Source organism: Bradyrhizobium sp. Unk1 (assembly GCF_059512345.1).
In genome coordinates this window covers 47,500-70,108 of record NZ_JCAMOP010000045.1, presented here as the reverse complement: position 1 = coordinate 70,108, position 22,609 = coordinate 47,500, and the positions used below count along the sequence as shown (strand labels likewise).

18 protein-coding genes are annotated in these 22,609 nt (G+C 64.7%); 9 read left to right on the top strand and 9 right to left on the bottom strand.

Translation table 11 applies throughout. The features are described from left to right. Positions 1 to 166: 166 nt before the first annotated feature. Positions 167 to 1,381 (bottom strand): ornithine--oxo-acid transaminase, encoded by a 1,215-nt coding sequence (rocD, locus tag AC5ZFO_RS38910; RefSeq protein WP_282524783.1) that lies wholly within the window; start codon positions 1,379 to 1,381, stop codon positions 167 to 169. Positions 1,382 to 1,577: 196 nt separating this feature from the next. Beyond that, positions 1,578 to 2,810: a cytochrome P450 gene (locus tag AC5ZFO_RS38905; RefSeq protein WP_282524782.1), complete on the bottom strand. Its 1,233-nt coding sequence runs from the start codon at positions 2,808 to 2,810 to the stop codon at positions 1,578 to 1,580. A gap of 108 nt (positions 2,811 to 2,918) precedes the next feature. Here AC5ZFO_RS38905 and AC5ZFO_RS38900 point away from each other — a divergent pair, with 108 nt between their 5' ends. The 9 genes from AC5ZFO_RS38900 (at position 2,919) to cnbZ (ending at position 14,378) form a co-directional block, all read left to right on the top strand. Beyond that, a complete protein-coding gene (locus tag AC5ZFO_RS38900; protein WP_014496966.1) occupies positions 2,919 to 3,461 on the top strand; it encodes a hypothetical protein in 543 nt (180 codons plus the stop codon). After that, positions 3,458 to 4,048: a thiamine pyrophosphate-dependent enzyme gene (locus AC5ZFO_RS38895; RefSeq protein ID WP_282524781.1), complete on the top strand. Its 591-nt coding sequence runs from the start codon at positions 3,458 to 3,460 to the stop codon at positions 4,046 to 4,048. The genes AC5ZFO_RS38900 and AC5ZFO_RS38895 overlap by 4 nt, the downstream gene beginning before the upstream one ends. A gap of 141 nt (positions 4,049 to 4,189) precedes the next feature. Further along, positions 4,190 to 4,891: a TetR/AcrR family transcriptional regulator gene (locus AC5ZFO_RS38890; RefSeq protein ID WP_071915901.1), complete on the top strand. Its 702-nt coding sequence runs from the start codon at positions 4,190 to 4,192 to the stop codon at positions 4,889 to 4,891. Between the two features lies 1 nt (position 4,892). Next, positions 4,893 to 6,086 (top strand): efflux RND transporter periplasmic adaptor subunit, encoded by a 1,194-nt coding sequence (locus tag AC5ZFO_RS38885; protein ID WP_282524780.1) that lies wholly within the window; start codon positions 4,893 to 4,895, stop codon positions 6,084 to 6,086. Between the two features lie 70 nt (positions 6,087 to 6,156). Next, a complete protein-coding gene (locus tag AC5ZFO_RS38880) occupies positions 6,157 to 9,252 on the top strand; it encodes a MexW/MexI family multidrug efflux RND transporter permease subunit (protein ID WP_282524779.1) in 3,096 nt (1,031 codons plus the stop codon). Between the two features lie 151 nt (positions 9,253 to 9,403). Then, positions 9,404 to 11,989 carry a sensor histidine kinase gene (locus tag AC5ZFO_RS38875; protein ID WP_496123489.1) on the top strand — a complete coding sequence of 862 codons (2,586 nt, stop codon included), beginning with the start codon at positions 9,404 to 9,406 and terminating at the stop codon, positions 11,987 to 11,989. Continuing rightward, positions 11,986 to 12,375, top strand: coding sequence for a response regulator (locus AC5ZFO_RS38870; RefSeq protein WP_014496960.1), 390 nt, complete (start codon positions 11,986 to 11,988; stop codon positions 12,373 to 12,375). Before AC5ZFO_RS38875 ends, AC5ZFO_RS38870 begins: the two co-directional genes overlap by 4 nt. After that, a complete protein-coding gene (locus tag AC5ZFO_RS38865) occupies positions 12,372 to 13,622 on the top strand; it encodes an adenylate/guanylate cyclase domain-containing protein (protein WP_282524777.1) in 1,251 nt (416 codons plus the stop codon). The genes AC5ZFO_RS38870 and AC5ZFO_RS38865 overlap by 4 nt, the downstream gene beginning before the upstream one ends. Before the next feature lie 9 nt (positions 13,623 to 13,631). Beyond that, complete coding sequence (cnbZ, locus tag AC5ZFO_RS38860) at positions 13,632 to 14,378, top strand: 2-amino-5-chloromuconate deaminase CnbZ (RefSeq protein WP_282524776.1); 747 nt, start codon at positions 13,632 to 13,634, stop codon at positions 14,376 to 14,378. A gap of 217 nt (positions 14,379 to 14,595) precedes the next feature. Here the strand turns inward: cnbZ and AC5ZFO_RS38855 are convergent, their stop codons facing one another. From AC5ZFO_RS38855 to AC5ZFO_RS38825, 7 genes are read right to left on the bottom strand one after another with little or no spacing between them, the layout of a single operon-like run. Next, entirely contained in the window at positions 14,596 to 15,483 is an 888-nt protein-coding gene (locus tag AC5ZFO_RS38855) for an ABC transporter permease (RefSeq protein WP_282524775.1), read from the bottom strand. Positions 15,484 to 15,486: 3 nt separating this feature from the next. After that, on the bottom strand, positions 15,487 to 16,428 hold the full coding sequence (locus tag AC5ZFO_RS38850; protein WP_014496956.1) for an ABC transporter permease: 942 nt from the start codon (positions 16,426 to 16,428) through the stop codon (positions 15,487 to 15,489). Between the two features lie 31 nt (positions 16,429 to 16,459). After that, positions 16,460 to 17,971, bottom strand: a complete 1,512-nt coding sequence (locus AC5ZFO_RS38845) for an ABC transporter substrate-binding protein (protein ID WP_282524774.1) — start codon at positions 17,969 to 17,971, stop codon at positions 16,460 to 16,462. A gap of 23 nt (positions 17,972 to 17,994) precedes the next feature. After that, entirely contained in the window at positions 17,995 to 19,095 is a 1,101-nt protein-coding gene (locus tag AC5ZFO_RS38840) for an ABC transporter ATP-binding protein (protein ID WP_496123488.1), read from the bottom strand. Beyond that, the gene (locus AC5ZFO_RS38835) at positions 19,095 to 20,084 is read right to left on the bottom strand and encodes an ABC transporter ATP-binding protein (RefSeq protein ID WP_282524772.1); all 990 of its coding nucleotides are present in this window, start codon (positions 20,082 to 20,084) and stop codon (positions 19,095 to 19,097) included. The genes AC5ZFO_RS38840 and AC5ZFO_RS38835 overlap by 1 nt, the downstream gene beginning before the upstream one ends. Then, positions 20,081 to 20,791, bottom strand: a complete 711-nt coding sequence (locus AC5ZFO_RS38830) for a DUF1028 domain-containing protein (RefSeq protein WP_282524771.1) — start codon at positions 20,789 to 20,791, stop codon at positions 20,081 to 20,083. Before AC5ZFO_RS38830 ends, AC5ZFO_RS38835 begins: the two co-directional genes overlap by 4 nt. A 9-nt stretch (positions 20,792 to 20,800) precedes the next feature. Next, complete coding sequence (locus AC5ZFO_RS38825; protein ID WP_496123487.1) at positions 20,801 to 22,606, bottom strand: gamma-glutamyltransferase family protein; 1,806 nt, start codon at positions 22,604 to 22,606, stop codon at positions 20,801 to 20,803. Positions 22,607 to 22,609 lie beyond the last annotated feature (3 nt).

The following is a 22,609-nucleotide window of genomic DNA, read 5'->3' as shown; positions in this document are numbered from 1 at the left end:
CAGATGGCAGCATCCGACTACGTGCCAATCTTCCTCAAAAACCGCTTGCATCTGGCGGGGCGTCCACAGATGAGTACTCGCCCAGTGATCAGCTTTCAGCGCACAAATGGCGGAATGGTTCGTTGTCGGCCGCGGCCGGAGGTACGATCTTCCGCCGCAGGCAGCTTCAAGACAAATCCTGCGTCAGGGTCGTGGCGAACTGCTCCAGCGCCCAGTCGACCTGGTCGCTGGTGATCACCAGCGGCGGGGCGATGCGGATCGTATGCCCGTGGGTGTCCTTGGCGAGGATACCCTTGCCCTGGAGCGCCTCGCAGTAGCGGCGCGCGGGGCCGGCCTCGGGATGCAGCTCGACCGCCAGCATCAGGCCGCGCCCGCGTACGTCGCGGATCGTGTTGGCGCGAATGTCCTTCAAGCCTTGCAGAAGGCGCGCGCCCTGCCTGGCCGCGTTCTCGATCATGCCTTCCTCGACCAGCACGCGCATCGCCGCGCGCGCCACCGCGCAGGCAAGCGGGTTGCCGCCGAAGGTCGAGCCATGCTGTCCGGGTCGCAATGTCCCGAGCACGTCGTTGTTCGAGAGCACGGCCGACACCGGATAGAAGCCGCCGGACAAGGCTTTGCCGAGCAGGGTCACGTCCGCCTCGATTCCCTCGTGTTGTTCGGCGAGCAGCTTGCCGGTGCGGCCGAGCCCGGTCTGGATCTCGTCGAGCACCAGCATGACGTTGTTGGCCGTGCAGAGCTCCCGCACCTTGGTGAAATAGCCGGCTGGTGGAATGATGACGCCGGCCTCGCCCTGGATCGGCTCGACCAGAAAGGCGACGGTGTTTTGCGTGATCGCTGCTTCGAGCGCCGCGGCGTCGCCGAACGGGATGATCTTGAAGCCCGGCGCGAACGGTCCAAAGTGTCCGTGGGTCTCGGGGTCCGTTGAAAAGCCGACGATGCCCAGCGTGCGTCCGTGGAAATTATCGGCGCAGACGATGATCTCGGCCTGGCCGTCCGGCACGCCCTTCACCTCGTAGCCCCATTTGCGCACCGACTTGATCGCGCTTTCGACCGCCTCGGCGCCGCTGTTCATCGGCAGCACCTTGTGGGAGCCGGTCAGCGCCGCGATCTCTTCGTAGAACGGGGCGAGCTGGTCGTTGTGGAAGGCGCGTGAGGTCAGCGTCAGCCGGTGTGCCTGTTCCACCATCGCCGCCAGGATCTTGGGGTGACAATGGCCCTGGCTGACCGCGGAATAGGCCGAGAGGCAATCGAGATAACGGTTGCCGTCGGTATCCCAGACCCAGACACCTTCGCCGCGCGACAGGACGACCCCGATCGGTTCGTAATTACGGGCGCCAAGGCGCGCTTCTGTTGCGAGGAAATCAATGACGGACGAGCTCATCTTTCGTCACTCCATTGCTGCGTGCCGGCGTCAACCGACTGCACCACGCTTAAATTGATCCGGGCATCGGCGAGATGCGCGATGCCGCTGATTTGCCTCCCCTAGTCAAATGGTTATGTGGATCCACAGAGGCAATCTTCCGCCAACCTCCGCTACTGTGCATGGGGTTGTTTTCGAATTTATTGTTTTAGGGCCCTCAACCTATGGAGGAGGGCACGCTCAGGAAGCCGCGGAACCGCACCCGTCCGCCCCGCACCGGATGGCCGCTCACGGCATAGTTCGGGAAGCGCGCCAGGAAGCGCGAGATTGCAATGGCCCCTTCGAGCCGTGCCAGTGCCATGCCGGCGCATTGATGTGCGCCGGTGGCGAAGGCGAGATGCCGGTTCGGCGTGCGCGCGATGTCGAAACTTTCGGGGTCCGGAAAATGCGCGGGATCGCGGTTGGCCGCCCCGATGCACAGCGTCACCGACGTGCCGGCGTCGAGCATGACGCCGCCGAGCTCGATCGCCTCTGTCGTCATGCGGTTGCCGAGCTGGTTCGAGCTCTCGTAGCGCAGCATCTCCTCGACCGCGGTCTTGATCATGTCGGAGTTTTCGATCAGCCGCTGCTTCTGGTCCGGATTCCGGTGCAGCGCGACGAGGCCGTTGCCGATCAGATTGGTGGTGGTCTCGTGCCCGGCATTGAGCAGGAAGATGCAGTTGTGCAGCAGCTCCTTCTCGGTCAGCCGCTCGCCGTTCTCCTCGCCGCTGCCTTCTCCCTGGATCAGGCGCGTCAGCACGTCACGCTCGGGATTGCCAGGCTTTTGGCGCCTGCGCGCGACCAGGGTTTCGAGATAGGCGAGGAAGTCCTTCACCGCCTTGTTGCCGCGCGCAGCCACTTCGGGCGATACCACCGGCTCGAGTGCACCGAGGATCGCCAGCGACCAGTCGCGCAGCGGCCCGCGTTCGTCGTGGGGAACGTCGAGCAGATTGCCGATCACTTCGATGGGGATCGACGCGGCGAAGTCGTCGATCAGCTCGCAATCCCCCTTGGCGGCGATGGCATCGAGCAGGCTGTCGACCAGCTTGACGATATCAGGCTCCATGCCCGCGATCGCGCGCGGCGACAGCGCGCCCATGATCAGGCGGCGCACGCGAGTGTGGGCGGGCGGGTCGTTGAAGACGAGGCTCGTGGTGTGGTGCTCGTAAAGCGGGGTGTCGCCGTATTTCGGCGCGAACTCGCGCTTCTTGTCCGAACTGAACGACTTTGTGTTCTTGTAGGTGGTGACGAGATCGTCATAGCGGGTCAGGAACACGGTGCCGTTGGGGAGGCGCTTGACCGGCTCGTTTTCCCGCAGTGCACGATAAGTCGGGTAGGGATCGTCGTAGAATGCGGGTGTCAGCTTCTCCAGATCGAAATTGGCCGCCAGTTCTTTCGCACTTGCGTTCATCGCCGCCATACTCGCCGGTTGAGACCGATATGCTGTTTTCGCTCTTTCGAGCGGCTCGGCTCACCGTCTACAGTCGTGTCGTGATTTGCAAGCCGACCGGACAGGAAAATGCACGCCCGCGCTGACGCTGCCGACACGGCCCCGAATTGGCCCGACGATATTTTCGCGACATTGCAACGCTTCGACGTCCGGCAGGTGCCTTACGTGCCCGATGCCGGCCATTCGAAGCTGATCCAACGCGTGCTGGCCTCATCCACGATGCGCGGCATTCCGCTGACGACGGAGGAGGAGGGCGTCGCGCTCCTGGCCGGGGCCTGGACCGGCGGACAGCGTGGCGTGCTTCTGATGCAGTCGAGCGGCGTCGGCAATTGCATCAACATGCTGTCGCTGATCCCGATCCTGCGCTTTCCGTTCCTGACGCTGGTGACCATGCGCGGCGAGTGGGGTGAGTTCAATCCATGGCAGGTGCCGATGGGATCGACCACGCAGGGCGTGTTCGAGCTCTCGGGCGTCCAGGTGCTGCGCGCGTCCAATGCGGCCGAGGTGCCGGCCGTGCTGGAGGCGGCCGCAGCGCAAGCCTACAACGCGCTCACGCCCACCGCCGTCCTGCTGTCGCAGCGCCTGATCGGCGCCAAGGTTTTCACCAAATGAGCAAGGCCAACCTCCTCGACCGCCGTCAGGTGGTGTCCACCCTGCTTGCGAACCGCAAGGACGTCGTTGCGATCGGCGGCCTCGGGGCCTCCACCAACGACATGTGTGCCGCCGGCGACCACGCGCGCAACTTCTACCTCTGGGGCGGCATGGGCGGCGCGGCGATGATCGGGCTTGGCATGGCGCTGGCGCAACCCAAATTGCCGGTGCTGGTCATCACCGGCGACGGCGAGATGCTGATGGGGATGGGGAGCCTTGCCACCATCGGCCTGCAGAAGCCGTCCAATCTCTCGATCGTGGTGCTCGACAACGAGGCCTATGGTGAGACCGGTGGCCAGACCAGCCACACTTCCGCGGCTGCCGACCTCGTCGGCGTCGCCAGGGCCTGCGGCATCGGGGACGCCCGCGCGATCTCGACCATGGCCGAGGTGGAGGCCTTCGCCAAAGCCGTCCACGACGTCTCGGCGGGGCCGCGATTTGCCAATGTGAAGATCGACAGCGCCAGCCTCGACCGGATTCTCCCAGTCCGGGACGGGACTTACATCGTCAACCGGATCCGTGGCGATCTCGGCTTCCAGCCGATCTAACCCCGCTTGGCTCCGTCCTGAGCGACGGCCCGGGGCCTTCGGGCGGGGGAGTGTGGCCATTTTCCAACAAGTTTGCACCCACATAGGTTGCGTCGCAGCATTCTGCTTGACTTTTGCGTGGGTGAGTGCTTACTCACTAACATGAGCTCATTGCGAATGACGAGCGACCTGAGGCGTCAATTGATCCTCGGCGCCGCAAAGCGCTGCTTTGCCCGACACGGCTATACCGGCACCACGACCAAGAGCGTGGCGGCCGCCGCGGCCATTTCCGAGGCGCTGCTGTTCAAGCATTTCCCGTCCAAGGCGGCGCTCTACGCCGAAATCCTCAGCGACGAATGCGAAGCCGATCCGGCACTGATGGACCTGCTCGAGCGGGAGCCCTCGACGGCCACGCTGGTCGAGTTGATCCGCGGCATGGTCCAGCATTTCCTCCACATCGCCGACGGGCCTGATCAGGAGGAGGCGCAGCGCCTGCGACTGATGGCCACCAGCCATCTGGATGACGGCGAATTCGCCCGTCTGCTATATGCCAAAATCGAGAAGTTGATCGGGGCGGTCTTCCTCGCCTCGCTCGAGCGCGCGGTTGCCAGCGGTGACGCACGGCCGTTCAGCGGCGATCCGCTCAACCTGTTCTGGTTCGCGCATCATTCGGTGATGATGGCTGCGCTGACCAGGCTGCCGGCCACGCCCTGTCTCGTCTACGGCAAGGCGAACGATCTGGAGCGGCAGCTCTGTGAGTTTCTCCTGAGGGGTATCGGACTTAACGACGCCGCAATTGCTTCGCATTTGGGCCGCGATCAGGCCGCGGATGCGGGCAAGACGGCGATTGCAGAAAGCGCATGACATGAACATCGTAACCGAACACAAGATTTCGGGCGAACCGATCGACACCAAGGCTCCCAAGCGTCCGGTTAGGCCGGTGCTGTGGTTCATCATTGTCGGCACGCTCCTGGGCGTGCTCGTTGGCGGCCTCGTCTGGTTCAATTACTTCCGCGGCCAGATGATCAAGCAGTTCTTCGCCAACAACAAGCCGCCGCCGACGGCGGTCAGCGCGGCCGAGGCGAAGTCCGAGGTGGTGCCGAACCTGCTCACCGCAGTCGGTGGCCTTGCCGCCGTGCACCAGGTCGACATCAGCGCCGACGTCAACGGCCGCGTCACCGAGATCAAGTTCGAGCCGGGTACGCGTGTCGAAGCCGGCACGCCGCTGGTGCAGCTGTTCGACGCGCCGGATCAGGGCGACCTCGCCAATTACAAGGCGCAGTCGACCGTCGCCCAGCTCTCGCTCGATCGCGCCAAGCAACTGGCATCGCGCCAGTTCGGTCCGCAGGCGACCGTTGATACCGCGCAGGCCGCCTATGACCAGGCGCAGGCCGGTATCGCCAAGACCGAGGCGTTGATCTCGCAGAAGCTGGTGCGCGCGCCGTTCTCCGGCGATCTCGGCATGCGCAAGGTCGAGGTCGGCCAGTATCTGACGGCTGGCACGGCGATCGTGTCGCTGACCGACCTGTCGGAGCTGTGGGCGAACTTCACCGTGACCGAAAAGGACTCAGGCAACCTCAAGGTCGGCCAGCCGGTCCGGCTCAAGGTCGACGCCTACCCCGGCCGCACCTTCGATGCCAAGATCACCACGATCGAGCCGCAGATCTCGACCGACACCCGCAACATCCGCGTGCAGGCGACTGTCTCCAATCCGGAGAAGATATTGAAGCCCGGCATGTTCGTGACCACCACGGTTGTGCTGCCGGACAAGCCGGCCGTGATCACCGTGCCGGAGACGGCGGTCGACTACACGCTGTACGGCGACTCGGTGTTCGTGATCACCGAGAAGAAGGAACAGGACGGCAAGACCAGCCTCTCCGCGGTGCGCACCTTCGTGCAGACCGGCAACCGCGTCGACGGTCGCGTCGAAATCATCAAGGGCGTTAAGCCGGGCGACAAGGTCGTCGCCGTCGGCCAGCTCAAGCTGCAATCGGGCGCTCCGGTGTCGATTTCGACCGACCCGGCTCCGCAGATCCCGGCGCAGCCGCCGCGCTACTGATCAACACCATCCAAGTGATCCGGCTCGGCCGGATCACTTTTCTTGAGACAAAGAAATCGAGATCGCCGCGATGGCATTTACCGATATTTTCATCAAGCGACCGGTTCTGGCGGTCGTCGTCAGCCTGCTGATCCTGCTGATCGGCCTGCGTGCGGCGATGGTGCTGCCGATCCGGCAGTATCCGAAGCTGTCGAACACGGTCATCAACATCACGACCGTCTATCCCGGCGCGTCCGCGGACCTGATCCAGGGCTTCATCACCACGCCGATCGAGCAGGCCGTCGCTTCCGCCGAGGGCGTCGACTACATCACCTCGTCCTCGGTGCTCGGCACCTCGACGATCCAGGTCTACATCAAGCTGAACTTCGATCCGAACCAGGCGCTGACCGAGGTCCTGGCCAAGACGAACTCGGTCAAGTACCTGATTCCAAAGGAATCCAACGATCCGATCGTCACCAAGACCACGGGCCAGACCACGGCCGTGATGTATCTCGGCTTCTCGTCCGAGGAGCTGTCGGGCTCGGCGATATCGGATTATCTGACGCGCGTGGTGCAGCCGGTGCTGTCGACCGTCGATGGCGTGGCTTCCGCCGACATTCTCGGCGGCCAGACCTTTGCGATGCGGCTGTGGCTTGATCCCGTGAAAATGGCCGGCCGCAACGTGTCGCCGGCCGATGTCGCGGCCGCGATCACCACCAACAACTTCCAGTCCGCGGCGGGCCAGACCAAGGGCTACCTCATCGTCTCGAACGTCTCGACGAACACCGGCCTGACCGACGTCAACCAGTTCAAGAAGATGATCGTCAAGGCCAAGGACGGCGGCTTCGTGCGGATGGAGGACATCGCCACCGTCGAGCTTGCGGCCCAGAGCACGGATGCGAGCGTCGCCTTCAACGGCGAGCACGCGATCTTCATCGGTGTGCAGGCGACGCCGCAGGGCAATCCGCTGACGCTGGTGAAGGGCGTGCGCGCGCTGTTCCCCGAACTCGAACGCAATCTGCCTCCGTCGATGAAGATGAAGGTCGCCTACGACTCGACCAAGTTCATCCAATCCTCGATCGACGAGGTGGAGAAGACGCTGGGCGAAGCGGTGATCATCGTGATCGTGGTCATCTTCCTGTTCCTGGCCTCGTTCCGCTCGGTCATCATTCCCGTCGTCACGATTCCCTTGTCGATGATCGGCGTCTGCACCTTGATGCTGGCCCTGGGCTTCAGCTTCAACCTCTTGACCCTGCTCGCGATGGTGCTCGCGATCGGCCTCGTGGTCGACGACGCCATCGTCGTGGTGGAGAACATCCATCGCCATCTGGAGGAGGGCAAGACACCCGTACAATCGGCGCTACAGGGCGCACGCGAGATCGTCGGTCCCGTCGTGTCGATGACGATCACGCTCGCCGCGGTGTACGCGCCGATCGGATTCCTCGGCGGTCTCACCGGCTCGCTGTTCCGCGAGTTCGCCTTCACGCTTGCCGGCTCGGTGATCGTGTCGGGCGTGATCGCGCTGACGCTGTCACCAATGATGTGCTCGGTGCTGCTCAAGAACACCGAAGAGGGCCGCTTCGCGAAGCTCGTCAACAGGGTGTTTGGCGCGCTCACGCGCTGGTATGGCCGCAGGCTCGACCGCTCGCTCGACTACAAGGCCATCACCGGCCTGTTCGCGGTGACGATCCTCGGGCTCGTCGGCTTTCTCTACATGCATACGTCGAAGGAACTGGCGCCTGAGGAAGACCAGGGCATCGTGTTCGCGGTGACTAAGGCGCCGAAATACGCCAATATCGACTATGTCGACTTCTATGGCGAGAAACTCGACAAGGAATTCCAGAAATTCCCCGAGACCGATCTGCGCTTCGTGCTGAACGGCATCAACGGCCCGCAGGGCGGTATCGCCGGCATGCTGCTCAAGTCCTGGGAGGAGCGCAAGCGCTCGTCGATCCAGCTGAAGCCGCTGGTGCAGGCCGAGCTCTCCAAGATCGAAGGTGTGCAGGCGTTCGCGTTCAACCTGCCGCCGCTGCCCGGCGGCCCGGGCGGCTTGCCGGTGCAGATGGTGATCAACTCCACCGCCGGGTTCCAGACGGTCTATGAGCAGATGGAGAAGCTGAAGGACGCTGCGCGCAAGAGCGGCATGTTCATCGTCTCCGACAGCGACCTCGCCTATAACCAGCCGAACGTTGAGGTCACGATCAACCGCACCAAGGCGCAGGATCTCGGCGTCAACATGCAGAATCTCGGCAGCACGCTCGCGGTGCTGCTCGGCGGCAACTACATCAATCGCTTCAATCTCGAGGGCCGTTCCTACCAGGTGATTCCGCAGGTGCCGCGCGGCCAGCGGCTCTCGCCGGAATCGCTCGGCGGTTATTACGTGACGACCAACACCGGTCAGCAGCTCCCGCTGTCGACGGTGGTCTCGATCCGGACCAAGACCGACCCGAATTCGCTGACGCACTACAATCAGCTGAACTCGGCGACCTTCTCCGCCGTGCCGATGCCGGGCGTGACCGTTGGTGCGGCGGTCGACTTCCTGGAAGGCGAAGCCAAGAAGCTGCCAGCGGGTTTCAGCCACGACTATCTCGCGGACAGCCGGCAATACGTGCAGGAGGGCAATCAGCTCGCGGTCACCTTCGGCTTCGCGTTGGTCATCATCTTCCTGGTGCTGGCGGCGCAGTTCGAGAGTCTTCGCGATCCTCTGGTGATCATGATCTCGGTGCCGATGGCGATCGTCGGCGCGCTGATCCCGTTGTTCTTCGGCGTGGCGACCATGAACATCTATACCCAGGTCGGCCTGCTGACACTGGTCGGGCTGATCACCAAGCACGGCATCCTGATGGTGGAGTTTGCCAACGAGCTCCAGGTCAATGAGCGGCTCGACCGCCGCTCGGCCATCGAAATGTCGGCCCGTATTCGTCTGCGGCCGATCCTGATGACCACGGCCGCTATGGTGACCGGCCTGATCCCGCTCCTGACTGCGTCCGGTGCAGGCGCGGCCAGCCGCTTCTCGATTGGTCTCGTGGTGGTCGCCGGCATGTCGATCGGCACGCTGTTCACGCTGTTCGTGCTGCCCGCGGTCTACGTCGTGCTGGCAACCGACCACCGCGCGGCGGCCGATTCCGAGCGGAACAAGGAGGTCAACGATCTCGACCTCAATTCCAAGGCGTTGCGCCCGACCTAAGCCGAGGTCAGCGAACCAGGAGGGCGGCAGCGGCTTCCGTTGCCGCCCTTTTTCATTTGCCCTGCAGCCCGTAGACGCCGTCAGGCTTACGGGGGAGTCCTTTCCGCGTTGGCGAGAGACAAAATCCGGCCTTCTTGCTAGATTCGCCGGGATGAGCATCTCCCTCCACCCCGACACCCCGCAAGCCACGGCAGCGCCGGGCGCCGCCGCGGCTGGCGTCGTGCGCGGCGAGGCGGCGGCGCGCGGGATCAGGATCCGGCTCTTCACCAAATATGTCGCGCTGTTCGTGGCCGTCGTCGCCATAGCGCTGCTGGCCAACGGGCTGTTCGAGGTCTTCTTCTATTATCGCGAGCACAAGGCCGCGCTGATCCGGGTCCAGCATGAACAGGCCGAGGCGGCGGCGGCCAAGATCGGCCAGTTCGTCAAGGAGATCGAGAGCCAGCTCGGCTGGACCACGCAGCTGCCCTGGTCGGCGGGCTCGATCGAGCAGCGCCGGTTCGACGCGCAACGGCTCCTGCGCCAGGTGCCCGCGATCACCGAGCTCGCCCAGGTCGATGCGGCCGGCAAGGAGCGCTTGCGGGTCTCGCGGCTGGCCATGGACGCGATCGACAGCGGGATCGACCTGTCGGCCGACCCGAAGTTCACCGAGGCGGTCGCGCACAAGGTCTATTACGGCCCAGTCTATTTCCGCAGGGAGTCCGAGCCCTACATGACGCTCGCGCTGGCCGGCGCGCGCAAGGATGCCGGCGTCAGCATCGCGGAGGTCAATCTCAAGCTGATCTGGGACGTCGTGTCCCAGATCAAGGTCGGCGAGCACGGACATGCCTATGTCGTCGGCCCGGAGGGGCGCCTGATCGCGCATCCCGACATCAGCCTGGTCCTGCGCAACACCGACATGTCCGGTCTCGCGCAGGTGCGCGCCGCACTGGCCGGAGGCGGCACCAGGTCCGACGTGCTTCCTGAGGCGCGCAACATCCAGGGGCAAAAAGTGCTGACCGCATCGGCCCCGCTCGAGCCGCTGCACTGGACCATGTTCGCCGAGCTCCCGGTCGAGGAGGCGTATGCTGCGCTCTATGCCTCGCTGCAGCGGTTGGCGATCGTGCTGCTCGCAGCGTCGATCTTCGCGGTGCTCGCGGGGATATTTCTCGCACGCCGCATGGTCGGACCGATCCAGGCCCTGCGCAGCGGCGCCGAGCGGATCGGCGGCGGCGATTTCTCGCAGCGCATCTCGATCCGGACCGGCGACGAACTCGAGGGACTCGCCGACCAGTTCAACGACATGGGCGCGCGCCTGCAGGAATCCTATTCGGATTTGGAAAACAAGGTCGAGCAGCGGACGGCGGAACTGCGTGAATCGCTCGAGCAACAGACTGCGACCGCCGAGATTCTCGCGTCGATCAGCGGATCAATGCACGACACCAAGCCGGTGTTCGACGCGATCGTACGAAATCTGCTGCGAATGTTCGATACCCGCTTTGCAGTGGTGCAGACCGTTCACGATGGGACGGTTGAGATGCCGGCGGCAGATGGGCAGCCCGGCTTCGAGCGGCTGACCGAGCGATATCCGCGCGCGCTGGCCGACGACACGGTGGGCGGCCTCGCCATTCTGTCCAAGCGAACGGTGCAATTCCAGCCGATATTGGGCAACCCCTCGGCACCATCTTCCACCAGGGAATTTGCGCGGGATTTCGGGTTCAATTCGGTCCTGTTCACGCCGATGCTGTTGAGGGAAAAGGTGATCGGCGCGATCGGTGTCGCCCGGGTCGAAGCGGCCGCCTTCGACGACAAGCAGATCGCGCTGATCGCGTCGTTTGCCAACCAGGCCGTCATCGCGATCGAAAATACGCGCCTGTTGAACGAGCTGCGCATGCGGACGCAGGAGCTGTCACGATCTCTCGACGACCTGCGCGCCGCGCAGGATCGCCTCATCCAGACCGAGAAGCTCGCCTCCCTCGGTCAGCTCACGGCGGGAATTGCCCACGAGATCAAGAACCCGCTCAATTTCATCAACAATTTCTCCGCGGTCTCGACCGAACTGATCGACGAGCTCAATGAGACCCTGCAGTCGGTCTCTTTCGACGGCAAGAGCAAGGAGGAGATCGACGAGCTGACCGGCATGCTCAAGAGTAATCTGGAAAAGGTGGTGCAGCACGGCAAGCGCGCCGATTCCATCGTCAGGAACATGCTGCTGCATTCGCGCGCGGGTTCCGGCGAGCATCGTCCCAGCGATATCAATGCCATCGTCGAGGAAAGCCTTAATCTCGCCTATCACGGCGCGCGCGCGGAACGGCCCGCCTTTAACGTCACGCTTGAGCGCGAGTTCGATCCCGGGGCCGGGATGGTCGATGTCTATCCGCAGGAGATCGCGCGCGTCTTGCTCAATTTGATCTCGAACGGCTTCTATGCTGCGGCCAAGCGCAAGGAGAGTGCGACGGACGGCTTCGAGCCCACCTTGAACGCGACGACGAAAAATCTCGGCGACAAGGTCGAGATCCGGATCCGCGACAACGGCACGGGGATTCCGCCCGAGGTGAAGGCGAAACTATTCAATCCGTTCTTCACCACCAAGCCGGCCGGCGAGGGCACCGGGCTCGGCCTGTCCATGAGCCATGACATCGTCGTGAAACAGCACGGCGGCACGATCGACGTGAACACCGAGCCCGGTGTATTCACCGAATTCATCATCACGCTGCCGCGCATGATGGCGGCAGGCGGCACTCCCGGAGGCAAGAGTTGAACGTTTACATCCTGGTCGTCGATGACGAGCCCGACGTCGAGGCGCTGTTCCGGCAGCAGTTCCGGCGTGACCTGCGCGCCGGACGCTTCCAGATGGAATTCGCGCCGTCCGCGTCCGACGCGCTCAGGCTCGCCTCCGAGGTGCGCGACCCTTCGTTGATCCTGATCCTGTCCGACATCAACATGCCCGGCATGAGCGGGCTCGACATGCTGCCCAAGGTGCGCGCGGAGCATCCGGACGTTCCCGTCATCATGATCACGGCCTATGGCGACGCCGAGACGCGCCGGAAGGCGATCGAGCGTGGCGCCATCGGGCTCCTCACCAAGCCGATCGATTTTGCGCTGCTCCGGCAGGAGATCGACACGAGGCTCGAGCAAGCCGCATGACTTCGACCATCCTCTTCGTCGATGACGAGCCAGACCTCGAGGCGCTGATCCTGCAGAAGTTCCGCAGGCAGATCCGCGACGGGCTCGTGGCCATCATGTTTGCGCGCGACGGCGTCGAGGCGCTGGAATCCCTCGAGCAGAACCCGCATGTCGACATGGTGGTCTCCGACATCAACATGCCGAGGATGGATGGGCTGTCGCTGCTGGCGAAGCTCCAGGAGGCCGAAGACAAGAAATCGACCATCATCGTCTCGGCCTACGGCGACATGAGCAACATCCGCACCGCCATGAACCGCGGCGCGTTCGACTTCCTCACTAAGCCGATCGACTTCGCCGACCTGGAAGCCACGATCGAGAAGACCATTCGCCATATCGAGATGCTGCGCGAGGTGCGGCGCCGTCAGATGGAGGCGGAGCGGGCCCATGCCGCGCTGTCGCGCCATTTCTCGCCCGAGCTCGCCAAGCGTCTGGTAGCCGGCGGCGAGGGTGAGGGGATCGAGGTGCAGTGGCGCGATGTCGCGACCATCTTCACGGATATCACGGGGTTCACCTCCCTGGTCGAGAGCGCGCCGCCCGAGACGCTGGGCGCGCTCCTCAACGAATATGTCGGCGGGATGACCGAAACCATCTTCGCGCATGAGGGGACGGTCGCAAAAATCATCGGCGATGCGATCCAGGTGCTCTTCAATGCGCCCGGCGATCAGCCGGACTATGCGACGCGTGCGGTCGCCTGCGCCCATGACCTCGATGCCTGGGCGCAGGATTTCTGCGCGCGCCAGAGGGCCATGGGCGTGAATTTCGGCACCACCCGGATCGGCATTCACGCCGGGCCGGCGCTGGTCGGCAATTTCGGAGGCAACCGCTTCTTCGATTACACCGCGTATGGAGACACCATCAACATCGCGGCGCGGCTGGAGGCCGCCAACAAGCATCTGGGAACACGCATCTGCGCCAGTGCCAGCGTCGCCAAGGCGGCGGAGCATTTTCAAGGCCGTCCCGTCGGCGATCTGATGCTGCGCGGACGCAGCGAACCGCTGCGTGCATTCGAGCCGTTGCCGCAGGAAAAGTTCGAAGCGCCAAGGACGGCGCAATATTCCGAGGCTTTTGCCAAGATGGAGGCCGGCGACGTCGGGGCCATGCCCGCCTTTGCCGCGCTGGTCGGGATGCACGCCGACGATTCCCTGGCCGGCTTTCACCTGAAGCGCTTGCTCAACGGCGCCAAGGGTATCCGCATGAAACTGGATTAGGAGTTCGACATGATTGGTGATTTCTCCGCCGGCAACTATCGTTTCATTCCGTCCGTGTTCCAGTATTCGGCCGGTGCCGCCGCTGACGACGGCTACGAGATCGAGCGGGTTCGGTTCGACCGCATGGTGCCGCTGGCCGAGGGATTTGCGCTCGCGGCGAAGTATATCCAGGAAGCAGGGCGTCCGCTGACGGCGTTCTGCGCCTGCGAGTTGCGCTCACCGGCGGCCTTCAGCGAGGAAGGCTTTCGCGCATTCAACCTGCATTATGTGAAGACGCTGTCGGAATGGGGCATCTTCGACGGCACCACCAATCCGGTGGCGCGCAGCAATGTCTGTCCGGAGTTCGATCCGCCGTCCGAGCCGTCGTTCTATGCCTTCTCCTTCACGCGTCCGACAACCTCGAAGGCACCAAGCTTCGTGATTGCCGGTGGCGCCGAGGCGCGCGAGGGCGGCGGCACCTATGTCGAGCGCACCGTGCGCTACCGCGACCTCAGTCCGGAGGGCCTCCGCGAGAAGGTGCGGTTCACCACGACGTCGCAGATGGAGAACCGGATGACGGCCTTCGGCTTCGGCTGGAAGGACACCACTGGCGTGCAGGCCTATTCCGTGCACGATTTCCATCACGCGCTGGTCGACGAACTGGTCCGCCGCGGCGCGTTGCGCTCCGGCCTGACCTGGCACTTCGCCCGTCCGCCGGTGGTGGACCTCGAATACGAGATGGATTGCCGCCGCGTGATGCGCGAGACCGTGATTTGAGGTCCTCGACAGCGGCGCTCTCTCCGTTCCCTCCCCCCTTGCGGGGGAGGGGCAGGGAGGGGGGCCACACGGGGATTCTATCCTTTGCGCGTCGGCCTCGGCGCGTCATCAGCAACCGGCACCTTTTCCTGGGCTACCCCTCTCCCTAACCCTCCCCCGCAAGGGGGAGGGAACGCACCTACGTCGGGGCGCGGGTCGAGGCTCATCCCATCAGGCCTTAGCGCTGGCGCGGGTCGAGCGCGTCGCGCAGGCCGTCGCCGAGGAGGTTCAGCGAGAGCACGACGAGGAAGATCGCAAGGCCCGGCCAGATCGCCATCCACGGCGCCTGGGTCAGGAAGCGCTGCGCCGCGTTGAGCATGCTGCCCCAGGACGGCGCCGGCGGCTGCTGGCCGAGGCCGAGGAACGATAGCGCCGCTTCGGCAATGATGGCGGCGGCGATCGACAGTGTCGCCTGCACCAATAGCGCCGGCAGGATGTTCGGCAGGATGTGCGAGAACGCGATCCGCCACGGCGGATTGCCGAGCGCGCGCGCCGCCTCGACATAGTCTTCGGCCTTGACGCTCAAGACCTGCCCGCGCGTCAGACGGATGAAGATCGGCGTTGCCGAGATGCCGATCGCGATCATGGCGTTGCCGAGGCTGGGACCGAGGAAGGCAGCCAGTGCGATCGCGAGGATCAGGAACGGGCAGGCCAACATTGCATCGGTGATCCGGCTGATCAGCGCGTCAACAAATCCGCCGCGATAGCCGGCGAGGAGACCAAGAGGGACACCGATCCCGAGCGCGATCGCGACCGAGATCAGACCCGCCATCAGCGAGGCCCGCGCGCCGTAGACGACGCGGCTCAGGATGTCGCGGCCGAGATCGTCGGTGCCGAACCAGTGTGCCGCGGTGGGCGGCTTGCGCACCAGGCTCCAGCTCGTTGCAATGGGATCATAGGGCACGACCAGCGGGGCAAGGGCCGCAAGCAGGATGAAAGCCGTGATCACGACAAGCCCGAAGACCGCAGCCTTGCGCTTGAACAGGCGCCGCCGCGCGCGGCGGGCCGGGCTGTCCAGCTCGTAGGCCTGCGTGGCGGGACCGACTGGCAGTGCTGCGTCGGTCATCGCCTAGCCCCTCAGCCGCGGATTGACGAGGACATAGGCGACGTCGGCAACGAGATTCAGCGTGATGTAGACTGTGGCCGTCACCAGAACCACGCCCTGCACCACAGCATAGTCACGGTTGAATACGGCATCCACGATCAGCTTGCCAAAGCCGGGGATGGAGAAGATCTGTTCGGTCAGCACCGCGCCCGACAACAGCGTGCCGAGCTCGAGCGCACCGAGGGTGATGATCGGCGTCAGCGCGTTGCGCATCGCATGCTTGAGGATCACCGAGCGCTCGGAGAGACCTTTCGCGCGCGCGGTGCGGACATAGTCGCTCTCCAGAACCTGGAGCATGGCGCTGCGCGTGTGCCGCATCAGGACCGCCGAAATTGCGTTGCCGAGCACGAAGGCCGGCATGATGGTGGCGGCCAGGCTCGCGCGCCAGTTCTCGGTGAGCGGCACATAGCCTGAGGCCGGCAGCCAGCCCAAGTGAATCGAGAACAGGAAGATCATGAGGATTCCGAGCCAGAAATTCGGCGTCGAGATTCCCCACAGCGCGAACAGATTGGCGCCATAGTCCCAAACCGTGCCCTTCTTCACCGCGGAGATGATGCCGGCGGGAATGCCGATGAGGAACGCGATCAGGATCGCCATCGAGCCGAGCTGGAGCGTCACCGGCAGTTTCTGTGCGATCAGCTCGCGCACCGGCATCTTGTTGCGCAAAGACTCGCCGAAATTGCCTGAGAGAACGCCCTTGAGCCAATAGACGTACTGCACGGGGATCGGCTGATCGAGCTTGTACTGCTGGCGGATCTGCTCGATCACGGCCGGATCGCGTTCCTCGCCGGCCATCACCAGCGCGGGATCGCCCGGCAGCAATTGCTGGAGTGAGAAGATCAGCACCGACACGAAGAACAGTGTCGGCACGATCTGCGCGATGCGGTGGGCGAGGAAATTCAGCATGGTTCCACGCGCGTCCCAACCGCTGCCGTGATCACTTGAACTTCAATCCGACTACGCGCACCAGCCCATCGGGCATCTGCTTGTAGCCTTGAAGCTTGGTCGTGTGTGCGATGAGCAGTGTGCGGTGATAGATGTAGATGATCGGCAAATCGTCGAGCAGGATCTTGGTCAGCTTTTCATAGATCGCCTTGCGCTCCTCGACGTTGGACGTCATGCGTCCATCTTCCATCAACTTGTCGGCCTCGGGGTTCGCGTACACGCCGTCGTTTTGCGGCGCCTTGCTGCGCATGAAGATGTAGGAATTGCCGTCAGGATCGATGCGGCCGCTCCAGTTGATCTGGAAGATCTGGAACTCGCCTGCCTGGGCCTGCTTGAAGGTCGTGGCGAACTCGACCGCGCGGATCTTGATGTCGAAGCCCGCTTCGGCGGCCATCGACTGGACGACCTGGGCGACGGCTTCGTTCTCCGCGCCCTTGGGGATCATGTAATCCACCGTCACCGGCGCGGTGACGCCAGCTTCCTTCAGCAGCGCCTTGGCCTTCGCGATGTCGCGACCGCGAACCGGGAACGCTTTCTGGTAATAGGGATGCTTCGGGCTGACCCACTGATTGCCGGGCGTGAACTCGCCGTTGAAGACGACCTGGTTGAGGGCTTCGCGATCGATCGACAGGTCCAGCGCCTGACGGACTTTTGCGGACTGGCTCAGCGGCCCCTTGGTCTTGTCGTTGCCGATATTGACGGTCAAGCCGAGATAGCCGAGCTCCGGCGCGGTCGACAGCACGAGACGGGAATCGGCGCGCACGTCCTTGATGTCGGTGGCGAGCACGCGCTCGATCAGATCGAGCCCGCCCGACTTCAGGTTCGCAAGCCGCACCGTCGCGTCGACGATCGGCAGGAACACGACGCGGTCGATATGGATGTTGTCCTTGTTCCAGTAGTCGGCAAACTTCTCGAACACCATGCGGTCCTGCTGGACACGCTCGACGAATTTGTAGGGGCCGGCGCAGACCGGATGCAGGCCGAACTTGTCGCCGGCTTCCTTGGCCGCCTTCGGCGACACCATCATGCCGGAGCGGTCGGTGAGCTGGGCGATCAGGGGCGAGTAGGGGGTCTTGAGCACCAGCTTGATGGTCAGGGGATCGACCACCTCGACATGGTCGACGCTGGCAAGCTCGGACTTCCGGAACGAGGTCGGCAGCGTCATGTGCCGCTCGAGCGAGAACTTTGCGGCTTCCGCGTCCAGCGGTTCGCCATCGTGGAATTTGACGTTGGGCCGGAGCTTGATCGTCATCTCCTTGCCGTCGGCCGAAGTCTCGTAGGACAGCGCGAGCTGCGGCACGATGTTGAGCTTCTCGTCGATGTCGAACAGCTTGTCGCAGAAGGCGGAGAAGACGATGCGGCCGACATAGGTGCGGCCGATGCTGGGATCGAGGATGTCGGGGTCTTCGGCGATGCCGATGCGAAGCGTGGTCTGAGCCTGGGCTGCGCCCATGAGCGACGTCAGCACAGCCGACGCCAGGATTGTCAAACGCATGAAACTCATCGCTCTCAACCTCTGTTTTGCGGCTATGCCGGGTCCGTTCCCAATGGACTAACCCCGCTGCCGCGGACTGCTTCCGGGCCGCCGCTGAAGGCGGCGACCAATTTTTCAAGGACCGGCGAGAAGCCGCCGTCGGACGGGACGATCGCCGCGGAGGACGGCAGTTCCGACGTTCGGTGACAGGCCGTTGCATGTCCGATGCCATCCGGCACCAGCTGCGGCATTTCACTGCGGCAGCGGTCGACCACGTAGGGGCAGCGGGTGTGGAAGCGGCAACCCGGCGGCGGGCTGAGCGCGCTCGGGATCTCTCCCTGCAGCACAATCCGGCTGCGCTTTGCCAGCGGTTTAGGCACGGGGATCGCGGACAGCAGCGCACGGCTGTAGGGGTGGCGGGGCGCTGCAAACAGCGCATCGGCCTCGGCGGTCTCGACGATCTGGCCGAGGTTCATCACCGCGACATGGTCGGCGATGTGCTTGACCACGGCGAGATCGTGCGAGACGAAGATATAGGCCAGCCCAAGCCGATCCTGCAGCTCGCGCAGCAGGTTCAGGATTTGCGAACGGATCGAGACGTCCAGCGCCGAGACCGGCTCGTCGCAGATGATCAATTTCGGCTCGACCGCGAGCGCGCGGGCAATGGCGATGCGCTGACGCTGGCCGCCGGAGAACTCGTGCGGATAGCGCCGCTCGAGCCGCGGCTCGAGGCCGACCAGCCGCAGGATTTCCGCGACGCGCTCGCGCCGTTGCGCCGGCGGTACCAGATCGTGCAGCGCCAGCGGCTCGGTGAGAATCTGGCCGACCGTCATGCGCGGATTGAGCGAGGCGTAGGGGTCCTGGAAGATGATCTGCGCTTCGCGGCGGAAGGCGCGGAGCGCGCCGGCGTCCAGCGAGAGCAGGTCACGGCCGGCGAAACGCACCGTGCCTGCATCCGGCTCGATCAGCCGCAGCACCAGGCGACTGACGGTGGATTTGCCGCACCCGGATTCGCCGACCAGGGCCAGCGTCTTGCCGGCGTCGAGAGAGAAGCTGACGCCATCGACCGCTTTGACATGCCCCAGTGCCCGGCCGAACAGCGACCGCCCGGCGACAAAATGCTTGACCAGGCCTTCGACCTCGAGGAGAGCCATCACGACACCAGAAGTTCGAGCGGCGCGCGGATGCAGCGCGAGAGGTGGCCGGGGCTGACCTCGACCAGCGGTGGTGGCGCCTCGGTGCAGGCGTCCAGCACGAAGGGGCAGCGCGCACTGAATCGGCAGCCGGCGGGTGGCTGCGCCATGTTCGGCACCATGCCCTCGATCGTGGCAAGCTGCTCGGCGCGGTGGTCGAGCCGCGGGATCGAGCCCAGCAGGCCGACGGTGTAGGGATGCTGCGGCATCGCGAACAGCTCGTCGACCGGCGCGCGCTCGACGATCTCGCCGGCATACATCACCGCGACCTCGTCGCAGACTTCGGCGACCACACCGAGATCGTGGGTGATCAGGATGATGGCGGCGCCGCTCGCCGCCTTCAATTCGCGCATCAGCTCCAAAATCTGCGCCTGCAGGGTGACGTCGAGCGCGGTGGTCGGCTCGTCCGCGATCAGGAGCCGCGGATCGCAGGCCAGCGCCATCGCGATCATCACGCGCTGGCGCATGCCGCCGGAGAGCTTGTGCGGATATTCGTCGATGCGACGCTCCGGCGAGGGGATGTGGACGCGGCGCAAGAGCTCGATGGCCCGCTCGCGCGCGCTGCGCCGGGAGCCGCCGCGGTGGCGCAGAATGGTCTCGATGATCTGGTCGCCGATGGTGAAGCTCGGGTTGAGCGACGTCATAGGCTCCTGAAAAATCATCGCCAGCCGGTTGCCGCGGAGGTCGCGCAATGTCTGGTCAGGAGTCTTCAACAGGTCGAAGCCGTCGAAGCGGATCGCGCCGGTAATTTCCGCGCTTTGCTTCGGCAGCAATCCCATGATCGCCAGCGACGTTACGCTCTTGCCGCAACCGGATTCGCCGACGAGGCCGAGCGTCGCGCCATTGGCGACGCTGAGATCGACGCTGTCGACGGCGTGGGTCACGCGGCCGTCGTCGCCGTGGAAGCGGATGCGCAGATCCTTGATCTCGATGAGAGGGCTTGCGCTCATGATTGCCTTGCTCGGCTCGCAGCGATGCTGGCGTCGATGACGCTGCGATCGGTGTTGCCTGCCGGGTTCTGCCGCGTCGGCATGGAGGTGCGGAAATGCACCCAGAGTTCTTGACTGACGCGCTCCAGCCGTTCGAGCTCGCCCAGCGGATCGGAATGATCGTCGGCGCGAATGTCCAGCGCCGGCCATTCCTCCTCGCCGTGGATTAGGAGCGCAGCGGATTGCTTGCCGCGCTTGTCGCCGCCGGCGGCCTCGCCCGCGCGCATGGCGGCAAGCAGGCGGCGCGGGAAGGGCAGGCTGTCATTGGCGATATAGGTCTTCGCCGTCTCGTCGAGCACGTCGGCGCCGGCCAGCATGTTGCCGGCGATGGAGAAACCGCTGCCGGCGATGTGCCCGCACCAGTCGACGCAGTCGCGCCCGGTATGCGCGGCGATCGCGCCGCTGGCGTCCATGATGTGGATCTGGCGGCTCTCGCGGCCGTCGTCGGTCGCGAGCAGGGTGGCGAGAACGTCATGCGCGTTCAGGCCCTCGCGCAGCAGTTTGACGCCGTCGATGCCGTAATAGGGATTGACGAAGGCCTGGGTCGCGATGGCGCCGAGACCGGCCGCGACATAGGGCACGCGCGCGCCGACGGCGAAGAAACGGGTCGCTACCGCGATGCCGAACTGGCCGGTGGCAGGATCGCGCGCGATGATCGACCAGGTCATGTGCTGCCTTCAGCGCCCTGCGGCGTAGCCCTGCATGCCGCGCGGGTTGGCGGCGGCGCGGCGGCGCACCCCGACACGCGAGGCCGCGGTGAGGCGGCCTTCCGACCAGTCGGGGCCGACCTCGACAATGTGTCCGCGCTCGCGAAGGGTCTCGATCGTCGCCTTCGCCACGCGGTTCTCGACCACGAGCACGCCGGGGCGCGCGGTGCGCGGCCAGAACGAGATCGGAAAATGCTCGGAGTGCCAGGCCGGTGCGTCGATCGCTTCCTGGAGATTGAGGTTGCAATGGACGTGGCGCAGGAAGAACTGCGTGATCCACTGATCCTGCTGGTCGCCGCCGGGCGAGCCCCAGGCCAGATACGGCTCGCCGTCGCGTAGCGCCATGGTCGGCGACAGCGTCGTGCGCGGCCGCTTGCCCGGCGCGAGCGAACTCGGCTGGTTCTCCTCCAGATCGAACATTTGTGCGCGGCTGCCGAGGCAAAAACCGAGCTCGGGAATGATCGGCGAGGATTGCAGCCAGCCGCCCGACGGCGTCGACGACACCATGTTGCCGGCCTTGTCGATGATGTCGAAATGCACGGTGTCGCCGCGCACCTCGCCGAAGCGGCCTACGGTTGGTTCGCCGGCGCCGAGTGCGCCGACGGCCTCGCGCTGTCCTTCGGCGCGGCGCAGCTTGACCACACCGCCAAGACCCTCGACCGTGCCGGGCCGAAGGTCGAGCGAAGCTTTCTCGGTCACCAGCTTGCGACGTTCGTTGTTATAGGCGTCCGACAGCAGCGTCGCGATCGGGATCTCGCTGAACTTGGGATCGCCGTAGAATTTTTCGCGGTCGGCGAAGGCGAGCTTGGCGCATTCGATCTGGAGATGGATGAATTCCGGCCCGGTCGGATCGAGCCCGTCGAGCGCAAAGCCCTTGAGCAGCGCGAGCTGCTGGAGTGTCACCGGACCCTGGCTCCAGACGCCGGCCTTGCAGACGGTGTAGCGGCCATAGTCGTAAGTGAGCGGTGCCTCGATCGTCGGCTGCCAGCGCGCCATGTCGTCGGCAGAGAGCACGCCGCGATGCGGCGAGCCGCTGACATCCATCACCTCTTGGGTGCGGCAGAACTTGTCGATGGCCTCCGCAACGAAACCTTGCGACCAGGCCTTTCGCGCGCGCTCGATCTCGGCGTCGCGGCCACCGCCGCCGCTCTCGGCTTCGCTGAGAATGCGGGCGTAGGTCGCAGCCAGCGTCTTGTTGGTGAAGAGCGTGCCGGGCCTCGGCACTTCACCATTGGGCAGATAGACCGCGGCCGAGGTCGGCCAATGCTTGCGGAAAAGCTGCTCGACGGTCTGGATCGTGGCGCAGGCGCGCTCGACCAGCGGATAGCCGTCACGCGCGTAGGAGATCGCCGGCTCCAGCACGTCGCGCACGCGCATCGTGCCGTAGTCGCGCAGCAGCATCATCCAGGATTCGAACGTGCCGGGGACGCAGGCCGCGAGCAGGCCGGTGCCGGGCACCATGTCGAGGCCTTCGCTCTTGTAGTGCGCGATGGTGGCGCGCGCCGGCGCCGGGCCCTGGCCGCAGATCACCTCGGTGCGTGCGCGTTTGACGTCATGCACGATGATGGGCACGTCTCCGCCCGGGCCGTTCAAATGCGGTTCCACGATCTGGAGCGTGAACGCGGTGGCGACGCCGGCATCGAAGGCATTGCCGCCCTTTTCCAGGATGGCCATGCCGACCGCGGTCGCGATCCAGTGTGTGGTGGCGACGACCCCGAACGTGCCCTCGATCTCGGGGCGCGTCGTGAAGGGATCGGGATTGACGTTGCTGGCCATGGG

Coding starts and splice junctions, on each gene's coding strand:
- AC5ZFO_RS38875 (WP_496123489.1), top strand. CDS start 9,404: ATGAGCATCTCCCTCCACCCCGACACCCCGCAAGCCACGGCAGCGCCG.
- AC5ZFO_RS38840 (WP_496123488.1), bottom strand. CDS start 19,095: ATGGCTCTCCTCGAGGTCGAAGGCCTGGTCAAGCATTTTGTCGCCGGG.
- AC5ZFO_RS38830 (WP_282524771.1), bottom strand. CDS start 20,791: ATGACCTGGTCGATCATCGCGCGCGATCCTGCCACCGGCCAGTTCGGC.
- AC5ZFO_RS38885 (WP_282524780.1), top strand. CDS start 4,893: ATGAACATCGTAACCGAACACAAGATTTCGGGCGAACCGATCGACACC.
- AC5ZFO_RS38880 (WP_282524779.1), top strand. CDS start 6,157: ATGGCATTTACCGATATTTTCATCAAGCGACCGGTTCTGGCGGTCGTC.
- AC5ZFO_RS38850 (WP_014496956.1), bottom strand. CDS start 16,428: ATGCTGAATTTCCTCGCCCACCGCATCGCGCAGATCGTGCCGACACTG.
- rocD (WP_282524783.1), bottom strand. CDS start 1,381: ATGAGCTCGTCCGTCATTGATTTCCTCGCAACAGAAGCGCGCCTTGGC.
- AC5ZFO_RS38900 (WP_014496966.1), top strand. CDS start 2,919: ATGCACGCCCGCGCTGACGCTGCCGACACGGCCCCGAATTGGCCCGAC.
- AC5ZFO_RS38835 (WP_282524772.1), bottom strand. CDS start 20,084: ATGAGCGCAAGCCCTCTCATCGAGATCAAGGATCTGCGCATCCGCTTC.
- AC5ZFO_RS38855 (WP_282524775.1), bottom strand. CDS start 15,483: ATGACCGACGCAGCACTGCCAGTCGGTCCCGCCACGCAGGCCTACGAG.
- AC5ZFO_RS38865 (WP_282524777.1), top strand. CDS start 12,372: ATGACTTCGACCATCCTCTTCGTCGATGACGAGCCAGACCTCGAGGCG.
- AC5ZFO_RS38825 (WP_496123487.1), bottom strand. CDS start 22,606: ATGGCCAGCAACGTCAATCCCGATCCCTTCACGACGCGCCCCGAGATC.
- AC5ZFO_RS38845 (WP_282524774.1), bottom strand. CDS start 17,971: ATGAGTTTCATGCGTTTGACAATCCTGGCGTCGGCTGTGCTGACGTCG.
- AC5ZFO_RS38905 (WP_282524782.1), bottom strand. CDS start 2,810: ATGAACGCAAGTGCGAAAGAACTGGCGGCCAATTTCGATCTGGAGAAG.
- AC5ZFO_RS38895 (WP_282524781.1), top strand. CDS start 3,458: ATGAGCAAGGCCAACCTCCTCGACCGCCGTCAGGTGGTGTCCACCCTG.
- cnbZ (WP_282524776.1), top strand. CDS start 13,632: ATGATTGGTGATTTCTCCGCCGGCAACTATCGTTTCATTCCGTCCGTG.
- AC5ZFO_RS38890 (WP_071915901.1), top strand. CDS start 4,190: ATGAGCTCATTGCGAATGACGAGCGACCTGAGGCGTCAATTGATCCTC.